Below are 20,381 nucleotides of genomic sequence, written 5' to 3'. Positions count from 1 at the left end.
TTTGCTTTTCGGCGAATTCGCTAATTTTTATTTATAAGATCAAGTAGTTTACTGGGGTTGATTTGCGAATAATGTAATTTTTTACACTTTTTATTTTCATATGTGTTTTTTTAAAACGTTATAGTAAAAATATTATCATCAAATGATATAATACTATCGATTTAATGTTTCCTTGTGTTATAGATTTGTTAAATAATTTAAGAAATAAATACAACCCTTTTTTATGACTTGAATTAGAACAACAAATTTAAACTAACCAAACATTTATTATGAAAAAACTAATGACTAACTTCATTCATTGGAACGCTAACCACAGAGCGGTTCCTTTGATTTTATTTTTGTTACTGACCAGTAATTTTATTACGGCTCAGGTTAAGGTAACAGGAGTAGTATCTGATGATAAGGGACTTTCGATACCGGGCGCAAATGTCATGGTAACAGGAACTAAAAAATCAGTTTCAACAGATTTTGACGGAAACTATGCTATTGATGCGCCAGCAAACGCTAGTATTTCAGTTTCATTTATAGGATATGTTACTCAAACAATCAATGTAAAAAATGGAGGTAAAATAAACGTAGTCTTAAAGCTTAGTGCTGAGGATTTGCGTGAAGTACTGGTAAACGTGGGATATCGTAACCAGAAAAGAAAAGATGTAACAGGTGCAATTTCATCAGTAACAGCAAAAGATTTTAAAGATTCTCAGCAAGTAACGGTAGAGCAATTACTGCAAGGTAGAGCTGCCGGTGTTGTTGTGACCAATAACTCGGGTAAACCCGGAGGAAGTGTTTCTGTTAAGATTCGTGGTAGTGCATCGCTGGGTGGTAGTAATGAACCGTTATATATTGTAGATGGTATTCCTATCTCTGGAGACGCTACAAACCAGGCTACAGGAGGAACAATTGTTAGTGGTTATATTGGTACCAATACAGGAAGCGTAACCAATAGTCCATTGGCATTTTTGAACCCTAATGATATTGAAACGATGGATATCTTAAAAGATGCGGCTTCAGCTGCGGTATATGGTTCCAGGGCGTCGAATGGAGTGGTGATTATTACAACTAAAAAAGGTAAAAAAGGAACAGGAAGAATAACCTACGATACTGCCTTTTCTACTCAAAATGTGACACGATTACTTAAAACTATGGATCTAAGCCAATATGCTAAACAACAAACGGCATTGGCTGAATATTATGGTGTAGCACCAAGAGATGAGTTTGCGGTACCTTCGGTTTTGGGTAAAGGAACAAACTGGCAGGACGAAATATACAGAACGGCTTTGATGAATAGTCACCAATTGTCTTTTTCAGGAGCAAAGGATAATACAAGTTATTATATTTCTGGCGGATACCTAAATCAGGACGGGGTTGTTATTGGTTCTGATTTTAAAAGATATACTTTTAAAGTTAATTTGGATACAAAAATTAAAGACTGGTTAACAGTTGGAGTTACGCTTAATACAGGTATTACGAACCAAAATATTACTATAGAAGGTTACAGCGATGGTATTATTGGTACTACGATATTATCTACTCCTGATGTTGCGGTTAGAAATTTAGATGGTACTTATGCAGGACCGCCTAAAAATGGTACGCAAGGAGCCTGGATTAATCCGGTTGCAAGTACTTTAATGAACACCAATTATTTGGTACAAAAGAATTTTCAGGGTAATTTTTATGCTAGTATTAAGCTAGCAAAAGGATTGGATTATCGTTTCGATTTTGGAGGCTCAACCAACATTCAAAATTTCGAAGGATTTCAGCCTACTTATGCTTGGGGAGCCGCTGTAAATAAAGTCAACCAACTTCAGGAAAGATCAAATACATGGTACGGACTGAATCTTAAAAATATGCTGACGTACAGCTTTGCTACAGGAAAACATAATTTTACGCTTATGGGACTTCAGGAAGCTAATGATTCACATTGGTTTGGAGGGAGTCAGTCTATAAGTGGTTTGTTGAGTAATGATGTTCACTCGATAAATCTTGGAGATCAAAAAACATTGGTTGCCAGCGAATACAAAGGCGAAAATGCTTTGTACTCTTTCTTAGGATCTTTAAATTATAATTTCGATAACAAGTACTTTTTACAGGCGACAATAAGAGCTGACGGTAGTTCTAATTTTGCCGAAGATAAAAGATGGGGTTACTTTCCTTCGATTTCCGGATCCTGGAAACTTTCTAACGAAAAATTCATGGAAGGTACCAAAGATTATATCGACAATATTAAATTTAGAGTGGGATACGGTGAAACAGGAAACCAAAACATTGGCGGTGGATTGTACAGTTCAAATATTCAAACCATTAAATCTGCTTTAGGGAATTTCTTTACAGCGGGTAATATTGCCAATCCGGATCTTACATGGCAAAAAGCCGAAGATACCAACTTAGGTCTTGATTTTAGTTTGTTTAAAGCGAAACTGTTTGCTACTGTAGATGTGTACAGAAAACAATCTTCTGGATTTTTATTTGTATTGCCTTTACCAACTTATGTTACCGGTTTAGAGCAATATCAGGGTGGTTTGGCAGCGCCAACAGTAAACTTAGGAAGTATGAGAAATCAGGGTATTGAGGCAACGCTTAAATATTCGAATAGTTTTTCTAAAAATTTCTCTTGGGATGCTACTCTTATGTTTTCTAAAAACAACAATAAACTGTTGAGCTTAGTTGATAATTTTGATTTGATTAAAGATGTTCAGGTTAACGGATATACTACAAAAACCGTTACGAAAAGCGAAGTGGGTCAGCCAATTGGTCAGTTTTATGGCTATGAAACTGTTGGAATCATCAGAACAAACGAACAATTAGCCAATGCGCCAATTCCGTATACAGGAAACAAAGCGGTAAAAAGTGTTTTGGGTGATGTAGAATATGTAGATCAAAATAAAGATGGGTTAATCGACGAGAAGGATTTAACATACATAGGAAATCCTCAGGCTGATTTTATCTATAGTTTCAACAATCAATTCAGATACAAAAATCTTGATCTTTCTATTTTCTTAACAGGTTCTCAGGGAAATAAAGTAATGAATTTGACGAGAAGAGCTGCAACAAAAAACCAACGTTTATACGAAAATCAATTAGCAGAAGCGGCTGATTTCTGGACACCGGATAATCCGAATGCTAAATATCCAAGACCTGATGGCGGAGACGGACATCCTAACATCGCTATATCAGATCGTTATGTAGAAGATGGTTCTTACCTGAAAATTTCGCAGTTAACTTTTGGATATAATTTACCATCAGATGTGATTTCTAAAGCCAAATTAAGCAAGTTGAGATTTTATGCAAGTGTTCAGAACTTATACACTTTCACAAAATACACAGGTTATGATCCTGAAATTGGAGACTATAATCAAAATGCTTTATTGAGTGGAATTGATTCGGGACGTTACCCAACAAACCGTACCATTACTTTCGGAATGAATGTTGAATTTTAATAAAACGATTATGAAAATATATAAAATAAATTTTAAAAGCGTAGCGGTTTTTGTTTTACTGGCTTTATCTGCTTCATGTAGTGATGATTATTTAGATCGACCTACTCAGGATGGTTATGTTAGTGATAACTTTTACACTTCGGACGAGCAGGTACAACGTACTACTTACGGAATGTACGGAAGAATGTGGGCGCCGTTTTTTACAAAATGTTTCTTTGCTCTTTCAGAAATGTCATCAGGAAACTGCTGGTCGAATGTAGATGGAAATGAAGTGATTCAATTTAAATTAACGTCGGATAGTTTTATTTTATCTGATCCTTGGAGATCGTGTTTTGGTGTTATTGCTCAATCCAATGATTTAATTAATAATTTAAATAGTAATGCAAAAGCGGGCGTAAGTCCTGCTGTTATTAAAAATACAATTGCCGAAGCGCACTTTTTTAGAGCCGTTTCCTATTTCTATTTAGTTCGTTTATTTGGGCCTGTGCCTATTATTGAAGATAATTTAGCATTAGCTAAAAATCCAATGGTGAATACGAACAGAATTGAAGACGTGTATAAATTCATCGAAAATGATTTAAAATATGCTGCAGCAAATCTTAAATCAAAAGTGAGATTGAGAGGGGGAAGTACAGAGAATGTTTTTGTTTCGCAAGGAACCGCTGAGTCGTTTTTGGCTAAAGTTTATCTTTATGAAAAGGATTATCCAAACGCCAAATTAATGGCAGAGAAAGTAATTAATTCAGGAGAATTTGGTCTTTTGCCTAATTACGCCGATTTGTTCCTGACAAGTAAAAACAATAACGAAGAATCTATTTACTCATGGCAATGGTCTGGTGCTGTTAATGAATATCAGGCAGGAAATTTTTCTAATGTACAATATGGTCTGGATATTCTAAACGACAGGGTATCTTACGGAGCAGTTTATGTGCCTTCTAATGATATTCAGGAAGCTTTTGAAGTAGGAGATTTAAGAAGAAAAGAATCTTATATGATTTATGGAGATACATATCCTGCATTAAAAGGAGATGATGTAGTAGGTTTTACTTTAGATAAAACAAAATATCCAAATGTTTTAGATGCGACAGGTGCAGCGGTAAAAAAATATGTTGTAGGCCAGGAAACCGGCGAAACGGGTCCGGCTGACAATTGGGGCGCTATGAGCAACTGTAATTATATTATGCGTTACGCTGATCTTTTATTAATTCATGCCGAAGCAATTTTAGCAGGAGCTAATGAAACCAGTGATCCTTCTGCGAAAGCATCATTTAATAAAGTGAGAAAAAGAGCAGGCTTAAGTCAATTGGATAATAATATTCCATTAACGAAAAAAGCATTGTTTCAGGAACGTAGAGTAGAGTTTGCTTTTGAGGGAGAATTCTGGTATGACCTGGGCAGATTGCCAAGAGCTGAAGCTATAGATATCGTTTCAAAACAAGACAGAGGTTCTGATTATGAGGGAGAAAAACATTATACACCGGTAGAAACTGATTTTATTTTTCCAAAACCGGCCAACGATGTTAGGAAAAATCCAAAATTAAAAGAAGCTCCGGTTCCTTACGTTTTTAAATAAACCTTAAAGAAAAACAATTATGAAAAATATAAAAAATATAATGGCATTGAAGTTTTATTTACTGGCTTCAATTTCAATTTTCTTACTTAATTCCTGTTCTAATGATGACGGAGGTTCTTCGGGTACATTGGCCATTACAGGAATTAGCAAATCGGTTATCGATGATCCTTTGGTCGAAGGTGACAGACAGGTAGATGTGCCAACTGATGTTATCAATGCGGGTAATACCTATATTATTAGAGGTTCAGGTTTTTCGACTTTAAAATCAATTTCGTTTAATGGTTTAGAAACAATATTCAATCCAACTTTGGTTACTGATAATGCGATTGTGATAAATGTTGATGCCGCTACTCCTTATTATAACGAAATGGATGAGATGAAACTGGTTACGAATATCGGAACGTTGGTTTACTCTGTAAAAGTAAGACCTCCATTTCCGAGTATTACAGGATTTCCTATCAATCCTACTCCGGGGGATATTATTACAATTACCGGTGATTATTTCCTTCGTCCGGTTGTGAATTTTGGAACCACAAAAGTTGAACCTATTACTTCTTCGTTGACAGAACTTACTGTACAAGTGCCAGATAATATTCAGTACAAAAGTTTATCGATTACTAATGTATCGGGAACTACCGTTGCAGGACAATCTTTTGGAAGTGCCATTTACGACGATTCGTATACTTCGATAAGTGATGGATATGCTTTATGGAATGCAGAGGATCCTTATAATGATGCTTATACTAAAGATCCTAAACAAGGCTCAAAATGTATTTCATGGAAAGCCAATCAATGGGGTGGATTAGAATTTAAAGTGGCGAATTCTAAAATTGATCTTTCTAAATATAAAGGTATCAGAGTAAGTCTTAGAGGGCAAAATGCGGGTAAGATTGGTGTTTTCTTAAATGGCAGCGATGCAATTAAACCATCATATAGTTTTTCATCAGACTGGACGTATGTTGAAATTCCGTTTAGTGCTTTTAATAATCCTGCAGAACTGAATAAAATTTCTATTCAGGAATTTGGAGGTAAAGTAGGAGGAAATACGATTTTTATTGATGATTTAGGTCTGATATTAAAATAGTGAATAGGTTTTAGAAGTATCATTTCGACATTTAAAATGATGCTTCTAATTCTTGAGATGTAAACATTATTAAAAAGAAAACTTATGAAAATACTATATAAATTAAAACAAATTGCCTTAGGTGCATTTTTGCTTGCCGCAGCCTATTCTTGCGACGATACGATTGAGGATGTTGGTGGTGCAGAGCAGAATTATAATACGGTTTATGGTTTAATAGCTGCAAATACCAATTTATCAACTTTTAATAAAGCTGTAGAGTTAACTGGATTAAAATCTACGTTTGATAAACCGGATGATTTTACCTTTTTCATTCCAACCGATGCAGCTTTTGATGCTTATCTGGTAAAATCCGGTTATGTAAATTCGCTTGGATATCCTGATATTAATTTGGTTCCGGTAGATGTTTTAAGAGAAGTGGTTTTGAGCCATGTTGTAAAAGGAGTAAAAAAGAGAGTAGGATATTTAGACGGGGTTCAGGCAGATTATTTAACCACAGGAGAATTGGCTACCATGGCCAATGCAGAAGATGCTGATCTTTATTTATTGGGTGTAAATGTTACCAATGGAGTATTAAAAGTAAATGGCTCTGATAAACCGGCTCCGGGAGTTGATTATTACGGAACAAATGGTTTTGTGAATGTTTTAGACAATGTAATATCTTTAGATCCTCCGGCTCCGGTAATTGACGGAGTGTCTAATGCGTCTCCATCTCCGGGAGAAGATATAATTATAAAAGGTTCAAATTTTGTACAAGTACAAACGGTTAAGTTTGACGACAAAGCAGTTACGTTTAAAGTATTGTCTAAAACAGAAATACAAGTAACGGTTCCGGCAGATTATGGTTCTAATGCTCTTGTAAAAGTACAAACAGTTTACGGAACTTCGAATGTTGCTACTCTTGGGGTTAAGTACCTGTTGTTTGGAGATGATTTTAATGGTTCGCCTGCTCCAAGCTGGACATGGAATTGGGGTGGAACAGAAGATTTTCAAAATACTGAAATGGTGAGCAGAGGAACCAAATCTATTAAAAGAGAAAATAAAGATGGATGGAGTGGTCTTATGATTGGGTTTAATAGTCTTAAAGTTGCTGATTATCAATATTTAAAAATCTCGATTTATTCTACAGCTTCTACTAGAATTTTATTTTCAATAGCAGGTCAGGATGATCCTACAGGTATTGCTGTTGATATTAAAGCCGGACAATGGAATAATATCTCGATACCATTTTCAAGCCTTCATACTGAATTGCTTACCAATGGAGAATTTAATTCTTTATTTATGAAAGAATATTCAGGATTACCGGGAACCGTATATCTTGATGATATAGGTTTCTTATAAAAGAAAGTTTTTATTTTGAGTTGTATTTTAAGTATTCCCTAATTCACTCAATTAGGGAATACTTTTTTTATGTATTTTTGGTTTTATTTATTGATAATCAATTTGTTATATGATTTTTTAGTATTGTTATTTGAGGAAATAGTATCTTTTTTCATCTGTTTTTCTGGTTAAATTTATTTCATATTAACAAACCAAAAAAAAGAATTTATGAAAAAAAATGACTTTCAATTTTCAACAAAGCAAAAACTTTGTTTATTAGGTTTTATTCTGATTTTAATGGGCTATCGAGTAAATGCTCAGGAAATTTCAGGTTTAAATCCTTATTGTGTAGCGTCAAATCCATCTTATTCAGTAGTGGCGCCAAGCGTGCCTTATGATGAAGTAGTGTGGTCTTGTACAGATCCATTAGTAACATTTTCAGGAAATCCATCGCCGTTGACACTTTCTAAAGTTTTGTATAAACATCCGGGGGGTATTGCCGGAGGAGAAATTCTCAAAGTAGAGTTTAAAAATGCAGGAACGGTTGTCGCAGTAAAGCAAATTACATTTATCGCACCGGAAGTACCGGTACAGCCTAATTATTTGGTAACAAAAACAAATGATTACTGTACTTATCAATATCATATTATAACATTAACTGTAACACCGGATCCAAATCCAAGCTCAAATACCAATTTTTCAATCGCGCCAAGAATAGCAGATGCGAGTATTGTAGTAACACAAACATCGAAAAATGTATTCGAATTAAAACTGCCATTAAATGGAGAGCCTTACTTTTTGTATGATGTAACACGAACAACTTCAGTAGCAGGATGTCAGTCGAATACGGTGTCAAGTACCGCTTATGGTAATTCGGTTTCTTTAAATTTAACAGGTTGTGCTAATAACACGCCTAATCCGGGAACAAATTATGATTTTACAGTATCACCAAATCCGTATAGCGATGGCTATATAACGATAGTGGCGACTGCCGTTTCTTCGCAAGCTACAGCGACTTGCAGGATTTATAATAGTTCAGGCGCTTTAAAACTTACATTTTCCTTGCTAGGACCAAGTACTTATATTCCGCTTAAAACAGCGGTAGGGCCGTCTTTGACACCGGGAATTTATATTGTTCAGGTTACCTATCCAAATGGAACGGTTAAGACTAAAAATTTAGTTGTGAATTAAAAAAAAAATGTTCTTCTTAAAACAAAGAACTCCATTTCGAGATCATCGATTTGGAGTTTTTTATATCATTAATTATTAAGTTTAAATATTCTTTAATAACCAGAAAGAATAAAAAAAATATCAAAATAAATTATAATGAAAAAAACAATATTATTAGCCCTTACAATCTGGTGCAACTTTAGTTTTGGCCAGGGAAATACACATACACAATCAGCAGGAAAATTTGAAGGTTTGGCCATGACGCCACCTATGGGATGGAATTCATGGAATACCTTCGGCACAAGTATCGACGAAAAATTAGTAAAAGAAACCGCTGATATCATGGTATCGTCAGGGATGGCTGCTGCCGGATACAATTATATTGTACTTGATGATGGCTGGATGACAAGAGAGCGCGATGCTAACGGAGATTTAGTTCCGGATCCTGTTAAGTTTCCAAACGGAATGAAAGCTGTAGTTGATTATGTGCATAGCAAAGGCTTGAAGTTTGGTTTGTACAATTGTGCAGGAACGCAAACCTGTGCGGGCTATCCAGGAACTCGTGGTTATGAATATCAGGATGCAAGATTTTATGCTAAATTAGAAATTGACTTTCTTAAATATGACTGGTGTAATACAAAAGGAATCACAGCACCAGAAGCGTATACCACAATGAGTAATGCGCTAAAAACTGCCGGAAGACCTATTGTTTTTAGTCTTTGCGAATGGGGAGATAATCAGCCGTGGGAGTGGGGTAAGCCCGTTGGGAATTTATGGAGAATCTCAGGTGATATTTATCCTTGTTTTGATTGTGAATTCAAACATCCTGAAAATTGGTCGTCTTGGGGCTTTATGAAAATAGCCGAAATGAGAAAAGACATTCGTAAATATTCAGGTCCGGATCATTGGAATGATTTTGATATGATGGAAGTTGGAAATGAAATGAATGATACCGAAGATAAATCGCATTTTGCCATTTGGTGCATGCTTTCGTCTCCGCTTGTTGCCGGAAATGATTTTAGAAAAATGTCTAAAGAAACTCTGGCTATTTTAACGAACAAAGATCTGATTGCAATCAATCAGGATAAATTAGGAATTCAGGGTTTTAAGTATTCAGCCGAAGATGGTTTAGAAGTTTGGGTAAAACCTTTGTCAGATGGAAATTGGGCTGTTACTTTTTTAAATAGAAGTGAAGTGAGTAAAAAGATCAATTTTGAATGGAAGAAACACCTGATAAAAGACGCAGATTTTGGTTATGAAGCGAATTTTAGTAAAACAGTTTATAAATTGAAAGATCTTTGGAAGAATAAAGAAATCGGAAACACAAAAAAGAATTTTGTTGCAGAACTCGGATCTCATGATGTTATTACTTTAAAATTAACTCCTCAATTGTAATTGATGATGAAAGCAAAAACATATTTTTTTACCCTTACCTTATTATTGATGTTTTTTATATCGAATGCACAATTTGTTAAACATCATGGCCAGTTGGGTGTAAGAGGAACACAATTAGTGGATAAAAACAATAACCCAATCGTTTTGCGCGGAATGAGTTTTGGCTGGCATAGTATGTGGCCCAGATTTTATAATGAGAAAGCAGTAAGTTGGCTAAAAAAAGATTTTAATTGTAATGTTGTCAGAGCTGCAATGGGTATTGAGCTTGGAGAACATTCCTATATGAAAGATCCGAAATTTTCAAAAGAAAAAATTGAAGCCGTTATAAAAGGAGCAATTAAAGCTGATATTTATGTAATTGTAGATTGGCACAGTCATAATATTAATCTCAACGAGGCCAAAGGTTTTTTTGCAGAGATTTCAAAAAAGTATTCTAAATATCCCAACATTATATATGAGATATTCAACGAACCTGATCATGAAAGCTGGGCTGAGGTGAAAGCTTATTCTCAAGAGATAATTAAAGTGATCAGAGAAAATGATCCTAAAAATATTATTCTCGTTGGCTCACCACATTGGGATCAGGATGTTGACCTTGCCGCAGCCGATCCTATCTTGGGTTATCATAATATAATGTATACTATGCATTTTTATGCTGCCACGCATGGCAAAGATTTAAGAGATAAAACCGATAAAGCAATTCAAAGCGGTCTGCCTGTTTTTATATCTGAATCTGCCGGAATGGAAGCTTCCGGTGATGGGCCTCTTGATTTAAAAGCATGGCAGGAATATATCGATTGGATGGAAGCCAGAAAACTAAGCTGGATTACGTGGTCTGTATCTGATAAAGATGAAACCTGCTCTATTTTAAAAAAATCAGCTAAATCAGAAAGAAATTGGAAAGAAGAAGATCTAAAAGAGTCCGGAATTAAAGTGCGTGAGTTTTTAAGAAAGTACAATACGCAAGAGTAGTATTACTTGTTTAATTTAAGAAAAGCCTGTTCGTTATCGAACGGGCTTTTTTCGTTTTAATCACAAAAAATAGTGAATGTTTATTCCTTAAGTTTAAGTTGAAACCGGGCTTTTTACAGTTTTGTTTTTGTAGGAATTATCGAGGTTTGTTTTTGCTTAGTTTTTGATTTTTAAGTTCAGGGGTTTTTAAGTTCTTTTCATGTTTAATTTTTGGTTACCCCTATTTTTTAATGGGTAGTAGTGTTTTTGTGTTAGTTTTTATGAGGGTTTAATCTTATTTTTGAGTGTATTTTATGTTTTGACCCTATTTTTTATGGTTTAAAATGTAAAATTTGGTTATTGATTTTTCAAAAATGATTCTCTATTTATGTCAAATCACGATTATTGTTAATTTAATTTTTGTAATCCATAATTCTGCTGTCAAAACATCAAAAAAGTAGTTTGCAATTATTCTACTCATACAAAAGTTAATAAATTCGCTAATGAAAATGAAGATGATTTAGAGGCAGAAAAGAGGTTTTAAAAAGGGACTTATAGTATTACAATACATATATAAAAGATTAACTAACCAGAATCAATTAATAACCAAAAACCAATTACACATGAAAAAAGTATTACACATTTTTGCCGCGATGTTAACGAGTTCTTTTGCTTTTGCTCAAGATGATACTGAAACCACGACTTCGCCAGCAACAACTTGGGGAGGATCAGCAGATGCTTATTATAAATATGATTTTTCAAAACAAATGAATGGCTTAACGAGCTTTACCAACTCACAAGATTCATTCGAATTAGGAATGGCCTCAGTTCAGGCAGCACATACTTTCGGAAAAGCCTCTGTTTTTGTAGACTTAGGTTTCGGAAAAAGAGCAGGAGAATTTTCGTATAATGAAACAACAGATAAAGATATTGATGCAAAATTTTTAATTAAACAATTGTTTTTCACTTATCAGATTACAGATGAATTTAAAGTAGTCGCAGGTAGTTTTGGTACACATATAGGATATGAGGTATTAGATGCGATAGGAAATAAAAACTATAGTATGTCATACGCTTTTTCTTATGGTCCGTTCTTTAATACAGGGGTAAAAGCGCAATATACCTCAGGAAAATTTACTGCCATGGCAGGAATTACAAATCCTACTGATTTTAAATCAGCTATGGATGCCGGTTCAACTCAAAAAACATTTATAGCTCAGTTGGGTTATATTGGAGAAACGGGAAGCGCATATTTGAATTTTACATCAGGAAGCACAAATCCTACTCCGGGAACTTTAGTAGTGCCATCGGATGAAAATAAAACACAAATTGACTTTGTGGCATCAAAAACAATAACAGATGCATTTTCTTTAGGATTTAATGCTACTTATGCTAAAACTAAAAATGATTTTGACAGCAGTTTAGACGGTGATTGGTTTTCATTAGTAGGATATGCTAACTATGCTTTCAAGCCGTCATTGAGCTTAGCGTACAGAATGGAATATTTTGATGCAAAAGATGCTGCCGCTAATGTGGGAACATTAATGGGATCAAGTGTTTTTGCTAATACAGTTTCTTTAAACTATAAAGTTGGAAAACTAACTATAATTCCTGAGTTAAGATACGATGCAGCCTCAGAAGATATCTTTTTAGATAAAGATGCTTTACCAACAGGCGGATCATTCTACGCTCTAATTGCTACAACATACTCTTTCTAGAGATAAAGATTGATATTTTTTTTTTTTTTTTTGGAGCTGTCAAAACACACTAATGTTTTGGCAGCTTTTTTATTTGATCGTTATTTTTTGTTGCTGCGAATAGTTCAATCTTATTAAGTTTTTTAAAAAGCAATATTAATCCCGTAAGTATTAAAAACGAAAGCTTTAAACAGAATTTTGTCATTTCTACGAAGGAAAAATCCCCACGAGAAACTCCGCAAAGAGAATCCAGGCTTCGTAGAATTATTCACGAAGATTTGCTTCGTTTGTTCACATCGCTCAAATCTCCTTGAAATGACAAAATAGACAAAACATTGTTATGAAAATGATTGTCCTAGCCCCGATAGAAGTGGAAATCCTTTTGTGGCGGTGTTCGCCACAAAAGATTGAAACGGATAGCGGGATTAGCTCCTGAAAAAAATGTTCTTTATTTAATACACTACATAAAAAAAAACGCGTTCCTAAATTTTAGAAACGCGTTTTATATTTTTTGTGTTTTATTTTTTACTGAACTTGCTTTTTATAAATCGAATAAATAGTATCTATTGTTTTTCGATCTAAAGTAGGCGTTACATCAGTTTGAATATAATGTAATTTAAAAGCCTGAATTGCTGCCGAAAGATTCTTGGTATTATAACCAATAATTCTCAAAGCAGGCTCAATTTTAAAATCAAATGGAGCTTCTTCTAAAATCGGATCCGGCCATATACCAAATCCTTTTTCTGCCAGGGTTTTCCACGGAAACAAAGCACTTGGATCTTGCTTTCTGCCTGGCGCAATATCAGAATGTCCTAATATGTTTTGAGTAGGAATGTTGTAGTCTTTCTTTAATTTTGTTAAAAGAGCAACCAAACTGCTAATCTGTGCTTCTGTAAAAGGTTTAAAACCGTTATTGTCAAGTTCTATTCCTATAGACGAAGAGTTTATATCTGTATTCTTTCCCCAAGTTGCAGCTCCTGCATGCCATGCTCTCAAATAATCATTTAACATCTGAACTACTTTTCCGTTTTCAGAAATGATATAATGAGCACTAACCTGAGTTCTCGTTAAGGTAAAAGTTTTTATTGTCTGCTGGATTGAATCCTGAGCAGTATGATGAATAATGATGAAACTCGGTTTTCTTAAATTAAAGTTTACCGTTCCAACCCATTCTGTATTAACGCCATTAAGCAAATAAGTCGAACCCGTTTTCGATAAAGTATCTTTTACAATACCCAGTTGGGCTGCGTAACTGGTGTCGATAACTACCGGACTAACAGCAGGTATTGGCTTAGCTTCTTTGCTCGTAATTTGGGTTTCTAAAGTTTTAAGCTGCTGATCGTAGACCTTTTCTGTGGTCTTATATGGGTTTGTCGAACAAGCGGTAATAACAAGTGCTAAAATCAGATAACAAAAGTGTTTTTTTGTCATAGTGCTTATATTTTAAGATGAGGTTGAAACAATTATTCTTGAATTTTAGCTGCTTCAGTTTCTTCTTTTACTTCTTTTGTGTCTTTATCTTTAGAATCTTTTTTCTTTTTTGACTTCGAAGGTTTTTTAATTTCTTTAAAGTCAGCCATAAAGGCAGTGTATTTTTCTACCTGATCCGGATTAAGGTAAGAAGTCACTTTTTTAGTAGTGCTTTCTCTTAATGCTTTAATTTGCTCTACTTTTTGATCCTGACTACTGCTTTCATTTTTCAAAAGAATTCCTTGTTCTCTCATGCTGTCAGCAAAAACATTTGCAATTGCAATTGCCTGAAGTTCATCAAGATTAACCACCGGCTTCATTTGTTCTACAATTTTAGCCGCCATCTCTTCGGGTGGAGTTTCTTTAGGTTTGCTTGTATTAGGTTGAGGTCCTGACATCATACTTCTGTCCATTCCCATTCCGCCACCGCGTCCATAACCATTTCCGTAACCGCCGCCGCCATAGCCATTATTATATCCGTTTCCGTATTGAGCCGAAGCAAAATTGAAACAGAATAAGGTAAAAACCAAAAGAAATAAAGATTGAGTAGGTTTCATAAAAAATGTTTTTATCTTAAATTGATAATTGTTTAGCGTAAATTTAAGCAGGTTCTCCGTATAAATCAAATTCTGTTGCTTCTATTATTTTTATATTAACAAATTCACCTGTTTTTACGTAATGTTTAGAGGCATCGATCAAAACTTCATTATCAACATCCGGACTATCAAACTCTGTTCTTCCAACAAAATGAGCACCTTCTTTTCTGTCAATAATACATTTGTAAACCTGACCAATTTTTTCCTGATTCAGGTCCCATGAAATTTGCGATTGCAATTCCATTATTTCATTTGCTCTGGCTTGTTTTACATCATCCGGAACATCATCTTCTAATAGGTAAGCATGTGTATTTTCTTCGTGAGAATAAGCAAAACATCCCATTCTGTCAAATTTCATTTCCTGAACAAAATCTTTCAAAATTTCAAAATCTTCCTGAGTTTCTCCAGGATATCCAACGATTAAAGTTGTTCTGATAGCCATTCCCGGAACTGCAGCTCTAAAATCTTTCAATAACTGAGTTGTTTTAGCCTGAGTAGTACCACGACGCATTGATTTCAAAATAGAATCAGAAATGTGTTGTAACGGAATATCAATATAATTACAAATCTTAGGTTCGCGTTTCATTAATTCCAAAACATCCATCGGGAAACCGGTAGGATAAGCATAATGCAAACGAATCCATTCAATACCTTCTACTTTTGCTAATTCTTCTAGAAGTTCAGCAAGATTTCTCTTTTTATAGATATCAAGACCATAATACGTTAAATCCTGAGCAATTAAGATTAATTCTTTAACGCCATTTTTAGCTAAACCTTGTGCTTCCTTAACTAATTTTTCAATTGGCTGCGAAACATGCGATCCTCTCATTAACGGAATAGCGCAAAAACTACAAGGTCTGTCGCAACCTTCAGCAATTTTCAGGTAAGCATAATTTTTAGGAGTAGTAGTCAAACGCTCTCCTAATAATTCATGTTTATAGTCGGCTCCTAAAGCTTTCAATAATTGAGGTAATTCTGTTGTACCAAAATATTGATCTACATTAGGAATCTCTTTTTCTAAATCTGGTCTGTAACGTTCAGATAAGCATCCAGTCACAAAAACTTTGTCAACTAATCCTCTGTCTTTTTTGTCTGCATATTCCAAAATCATGTTTACTGATTCCGCTTTAGCGTTATCAATAAAGCCACAAGTGTTAATTACGATAATGTTTCCTTCTCTTTCTGCTGGCGCTTCATGTTCAACTTCTTTTCCGTTTGCACGAAGTTGTCCCATTAGCACTTCACTGTCATATACATTTTTCGAACACCCAAGAGTGATTACGTTAATTTTGTTCTTTTTTAAAGACTTGGTTCTCATACTTTTATAAATTGGAGTGCAAAATTACACTTTTTTATTCAAACACCGCTTGTTTCCTTTTCTTTTACGTGTTTTTTATGAAGCTATTCCCGCTGTCCGCTATATCTTTTTCTTGCTAAAGGAGCAAGAAAAAGGATGCCGCTTCCATCGGGGCAAAAAAAAATCCGTCAAGTAACACCTGACGGAAATTTCCATTCATCTATTTATTCTTAATTACAATTCAAATAATAAAGTCAAAGAAACATTATTTAGTTTCGATGTAATGTTCGCGCCATCGGTAAATCCTTGTGCGAAAAATCCCTGATTCGATTTTCTTTCTAAGTAAGAGTAAGCTAAATCTACTCTTGTTCCTCCAAAATTATAACCTAAACCACCAGAGTAACTGTTTAGATCTCCAATTGTTGTTCCGTTTTTATAAGGGCTTGCTTCAAAACGATATCCGCCACGTAGGCTCAATTGTTTTATTTTATATTCAGCACCAACTCTTAATTCGCCGGCAGTAGTTAATTGATTGCTAATGTCGTTGTTTAAATCTCTAAATTTTGGATCACTTGTTGGTTTAAATTTAGAATTGCTGTAATCTTTAATAGAATAGTCAACACTAATTAATCCTGATTTTCCAAATACATAGGCAGCGCTAAAGGTTGTTTTTCCAGGGGTTTGTAAAGTGTATGATTCGTAAACGTTTACAATATTTGGATTATCGTTATAATATTTAGTTTGTCCTCCGATAACATCTGTTGTAGTATATAAACTTTGTGATAATTCATCATATAATTCATACCAGGTATTAGATTCGTATGCTAAACCAAGTCTGAAAGAGTCTGTTACTTTAGCAATGGCTCCAAGCTGAAATGAGAATCCGTTACCGTATGTGTAAAGGTCGTTGTTAAAGGTTAAATCTGTTATTGTTTCTCTAGCTTGTAATGCATTGTCATTGGCTTCATAAAAAGTGCTTGTTTTTCTGTAGTCAGTTATATGTACGTTTAAATTAGCTCCAAAATAAAGTCTGTCTTTATAAGATGTTGCTATGTTAAAGCTTAATTTGCTATTGTATCCACTAGTAGAATATCCGTTTTCCTGATAGTATTTACCGCCGGGAGGTACATTGCTTAGGTATTGAGTTCCATTAATATCGCTTGGGTTTGCGGGTATTATCACCTTTCCATAATATCCAAAAGCAGCTTGTTGCTCGCCGTAAAACTGATCTCTATAATCAATTTGTGTTACATCTTTTAAAGGTATTCCATTTGCCCAAGATAAAAAGTATTTATCAATAGAATTTGTTGGATTCGTTCCTGCTGAAAAAACAGAATTGTTGAAATTGTTAGTGTTTTCATAATTCGCTCCAATTACTATCTTTTTCCAGTTGTTGCTTGGATTGTGATCATTAAAAACAAAAACAACTCCAGCTTGGTTTAATATGAACGAATTTTCTTTATCACTTGTTTGCGTTCCAAAATAATTAGAATTATTCTTAATGTTTTGGTTGCTAAAAGTTATTCCTGTTTGGTTATTTAGAAAAATGGCAGATCCTGCAGGATTCACGCTGATAGAAGATAGGTCTCCACCAACTGCTCCAAATGCACCACTCATTGCTCTAAAGCGTGCTGTTCCGGTTAAGTTGTCTTGCGCATAACGAACTGCATCTGATACTTCTTGTGAATGTGAGACGCTAACAGTTAGTCCTGTAATAAGGAGGAATAGTATTTTTTTCATTGGGATAAGTTTTTAATGTGATTTGTTCGATTTGTGAAAGAAGATGTTATCTTCTTCCACCTCCGCCTCCTCCGTATGATCTTCCGCCGCCGCCGCCGCCAGATGATCTCATGCTTCCTCCGCCGCTGTTCATAGAACGAGATGGGCTAGGAGAGTAACTTCTTGTTGGTGCGTTGTTGCTACCGCTATTGTAGTTTCTTGTTGAATTTGTATTGGTTGATCTTCTGTTAGAATAGTCATAGCTATTGCTTTGCCCTTGCGCATCGCTTCTTCTGTTTGTAAAAGTTGGGCTCGAAGAATTGTATGTTCTTCCGTTTGTAGAACTTCTTCTAAAGTCAGAATATCCGTTGTTTTGTCTGTTTGTGGTGTAACTTCCTCTGTTTGTAGTATAGTTTCTGTTGCTATAATTTCTGTTAGTAAAGTTTCCGTTGCTATTATAGCTTCTATTGCTGTAGTTTCTGTTGCTATAGCTTCTGTCGTAGCCGTAGTTTCTTCCTCCGTAATAAGCAGCAGAACCTCTTCTTCCATAGCTATAAGAGTAGTTGTTGTATCCGTAATAAGGTCTGTATCCTGGGTAGCCCCATCCTGGTCCCCAATATCCTGGGTAACCCCAACCGTATGCAGGGTAGCCCCAATAGCCGCCTCCGTAACCCCATCCATAATAAGGATATCCGAAACCAAGTCCGAATCCCATTGACCATGTAGGAGTAGTGTAAACATTTACAGAAACATCTGTATTCGCGCTTCCCCAGGCAGGGTAAGCCGTTGCAACTGCTTGTGTGCTGTCGTTATCGGCATAATTGCCGTAAGAGTCAACATCTGTAAAAATTTCAGTTGGCTGATTGTCATCTTGCAATGATCTAAAGTAATCTCTATATTGATTATTTGTGCTTGTGGTATTTGTTTGAGCATACGTTCTTGTCGAACCACCATATACTCCATCATTATCGCCATATGAAGTATTTTGGTAAGAACCACACGATGCTAGTAGAAAACTCAATATTCCAATTAAGTAAAAATGACTTGAGTTTTGGCGGAGAGATGTAGAAGTTTTCATATCTGTGGTGTTTTTTATTGTTGCACATTACAAAAATAGTTAGTTTTGTCAAACTATTTAGTTAAAATTAATAAAACAAAATTTGTGCCAAACTATTCAATATGAGTAAGAACCTCACTACAAGATCAGAAGATTATTCGAAATGGTATAACGAGCTGGTTGTAAAGGCAGATCTAGCCGAAAATTCAGGCGTTAGAGGATGTATGGTTATTAAGCCATACGGATATGCTATTTGGGAAAAAATACAGGCGGAGTTAGATCGAATGTTTAAAGAAACAGGACATCAAAATGCGTACTTCCCTTTATTCGTGCCGAAAAGCATGTTTGAAGCTGAAGAGAAAAATGCAGAAGGATTTGCAAAAGAGTGTGCTATCGTAACACATTATAGATTAAAAAATGATCCGGATAAACCCGGAAAACTAATGGTGGATCCTAATGCTAAATTAGAGGAAGAGCTTATTGTTCGTCCTACTAGTGAGGCTATCATCTGGTCTACTTATAAAGGATGGGTGCAATCTTATAGAGATTTACCTTTGCTAATCAATCAATGGGCGAATGTGGTACGTTGGGAAATGCGTACGCGTTTGTTTTTAAGAACTGCTGAGTTTTTATGGCAGGAAGGACATACGGCGCATGCTACAAAGGCAGAAGCATTAGAAGAATCTGAAAAGATGATGAATGTTTATGCTGATTTTGTTCAGGACTTTATGGCGATTCCGGTTGTTAAAGGTATTAAAACAGAAACAGAACGTTTTGCAGGAGCTGATGAAACTTATTGTATTGAGGCTTTGATGCAGGATGGTAAAGCGTTACAAGCTGGAACATCGCACTTTTTAGGTCAGAACTTTGCAAAAGCTTTTGATGTGAAGTTTGCAAATGCTGAAGGGAAACAAGAACACGTGTGGGGAACCTCTTGGGGAGTTTCTACTCGTTTAATGGGAGCTTTGGTTATGACGCATTCTGATGATCAGGGATTAGTGTTGCCTCCAAATTTAGCGCCAATACAAGTTGTAATTGTGCCTATTTATAAAACAGACGAGCAATTGGCTGAAATTACAGCTGCAGTAAATGATTTAACGGCTAAACTTAAGAAATTAAGAATCTCTGTTAAATATGACGACAGAACAACTCAAAAACCCGGATTCAAATTTGCTGAATGGGAATTAAAAGGAGTTCCTGTTAGAATTGCCGTAGGACCAAAAGATTTAGAAAACGGAACTTTTGAAGTTGCAAGACGAGATACGTTGACAAAAGAGACGGTTTCCGGCGAAGGAATTGTTACTTATATAAATGACTTGTTAGAGCAGATTCAAACTGATTTATTTAATAAAGCATTAGACTATCGTAATACACATATTACGGAAGTAAATAGTTTTGAGGAATTTAAAGAAGTTTTAGACGGTAAAGCAGGGTTTGTATCGGCTCATTGGGACGGTACTGCTAAGACTGAAGAGAAAATAAAAGACTTGACAAAAGCGACAATTCGTTGTATTCCTTTGGATAGTAAAGAAGAGGCGGGAACCTGTGTGTTTACTGGTAATCCATCCTCAAAAAGAGTGTTGTTTGCAAAGGCATATTAATTTTTTTTAATTTTTTT

General features: G+C 35.1%; 14 protein-coding genes. 9 read left to right on the top strand and 5 right to left on the bottom strand.

Translation table 11 applies throughout. The features are described from left to right. The first annotated feature begins 269 nt into the window (after positions 1-269). The 8 genes from L0669_RS23040 to L0669_RS23005 all read left to right on the top strand — a co-directional run bounded on the left by L0669_RS23040 (position 270) and on the right by L0669_RS23005 (position 12,645). Positions 270-3,437: a SusC/RagA family TonB-linked outer membrane protein gene (locus L0669_RS23040; RefSeq protein WP_263760208.1), complete on the top strand. Its 3,168-nt coding sequence runs from the start codon at positions 270-272 to the stop codon at positions 3,435-3,437. 10 nt (positions 3,438-3,447) lie between these two features. Next, the gene (locus tag L0669_RS23035) at positions 3,448-5,010 is read left to right on the top strand and encodes a RagB/SusD family nutrient uptake outer membrane protein (protein WP_173971078.1); all 1,563 of its coding nucleotides are present in this window, start codon (positions 3,448-3,450) and stop codon (positions 5,008-5,010) included. 19 nt (positions 5,011-5,029) lie between these two features. Further along, positions 5,030-6,094, top strand: coding sequence for an IPT/TIG domain-containing protein (locus L0669_RS23030; protein ID WP_263760206.1), 1,065 nt, complete (start codon positions 5,030-5,032; stop codon positions 6,092-6,094). An 84-nt stretch (positions 6,095-6,178) separates the two neighbouring features. Continuing rightward, positions 6,179-7,432: a fasciclin domain-containing protein gene (locus L0669_RS23025; protein ID WP_263760204.1), complete on the top strand. Its 1,254-nt coding sequence runs from the start codon at positions 6,179-6,181 to the stop codon at positions 7,430-7,432. Between the two features lie 207 nt (positions 7,433-7,639). Continuing rightward, positions 7,640-8,602: a T9SS type A sorting domain-containing protein gene (locus tag L0669_RS23020; RefSeq protein ID WP_263760202.1), complete on the top strand. Its 963-nt coding sequence runs from the start codon at positions 7,640-7,642 to the stop codon at positions 8,600-8,602. Between the two features lie 135 nt (positions 8,603-8,737). After that, entirely contained in the window at positions 8,738-9,976 is a 1,239-nt protein-coding gene (locus tag L0669_RS23015) for a glycoside hydrolase family 27 protein (RefSeq protein ID WP_263760200.1), read from the top strand. 3 nt (positions 9,977-9,979) lie between these two features. After that, the gene (locus tag L0669_RS23010; RefSeq protein WP_263760198.1) at positions 9,980-10,948 is read left to right on the top strand and encodes a glycoside hydrolase family 5 protein; all 969 of its coding nucleotides are present in this window, start codon (positions 9,980-9,982) and stop codon (positions 10,946-10,948) included. A gap of 602 nt (positions 10,949-11,550) precedes the next feature. Then, the gene (locus L0669_RS23005; protein ID WP_173971072.1) at positions 11,551-12,645 is read left to right on the top strand and encodes an outer membrane beta-barrel protein; all 1,095 of its coding nucleotides are present in this window, start codon (positions 11,551-11,553) and stop codon (positions 12,643-12,645) included. Between the two features lie 504 nt (positions 12,646-13,149). On the opposite strand, the gene L0669_RS23000 is transcribed toward L0669_RS23005, so the two are convergent. The 5 genes from L0669_RS23000 to L0669_RS22980 form a co-directional block, all read right to left on the bottom strand. Beyond that, positions 13,150-14,055, bottom strand: coding sequence for an N-acetylmuramoyl-L-alanine amidase (locus tag L0669_RS23000; protein WP_173971071.1), 906 nt, complete (start codon positions 14,053-14,055; stop codon positions 13,150-13,152). 32 nt (positions 14,056-14,087) lie between these two features. Then, positions 14,088-14,651, bottom strand: coding sequence for a hypothetical protein (locus L0669_RS22995; RefSeq protein WP_263760196.1), 564 nt, complete (start codon positions 14,649-14,651; stop codon positions 14,088-14,090). A gap of 43 nt (positions 14,652-14,694) precedes the next feature. Next, positions 14,695-16,008 (bottom strand): 30S ribosomal protein S12 methylthiotransferase RimO, encoded by a 1,314-nt coding sequence (rimO, locus tag L0669_RS22990; protein ID WP_263760194.1) that lies wholly within the window; start codon positions 16,006-16,008, stop codon positions 14,695-14,697. Positions 16,009-16,221: 213 nt separating this feature from the next. Then, positions 16,222-17,727, bottom strand: coding sequence for an OmpP1/FadL family transporter (locus tag L0669_RS22985; protein WP_263760192.1), 1,506 nt, complete (start codon positions 17,725-17,727; stop codon positions 16,222-16,224). A gap of 46 nt (positions 17,728-17,773) precedes the next feature. Further along, a complete protein-coding gene (locus L0669_RS22980; protein ID WP_263760190.1) occupies positions 17,774-18,784 on the bottom strand; it encodes a hypothetical protein in 1,011 nt (336 codons plus the stop codon). Positions 18,785-18,885: 101 nt separating this feature from the next. Here L0669_RS22980 and proS point away from each other — a divergent pair, with 101 nt between their 5' ends. Next, positions 18,886-20,364, top strand: a complete 1,479-nt coding sequence (gene proS / locus L0669_RS22975; protein ID WP_263760188.1) for a proline--tRNA ligase — start codon at positions 18,886-18,888, stop codon at positions 20,362-20,364. Positions 20,365-20,381 lie beyond the last annotated feature (17 nt).

The sequence above is a fragment of the Flavobacterium bizetiae genome (assembly GCF_024271895.1).
GTDB classification, from domain to species: Bacteria; Bacteroidota; Bacteroidia; order Flavobacteriales; family Flavobacteriaceae; genus Flavobacterium; species Flavobacterium bizetiae.
This window is presented reverse-complemented; position numbering and strand designations above follow the sequence as displayed.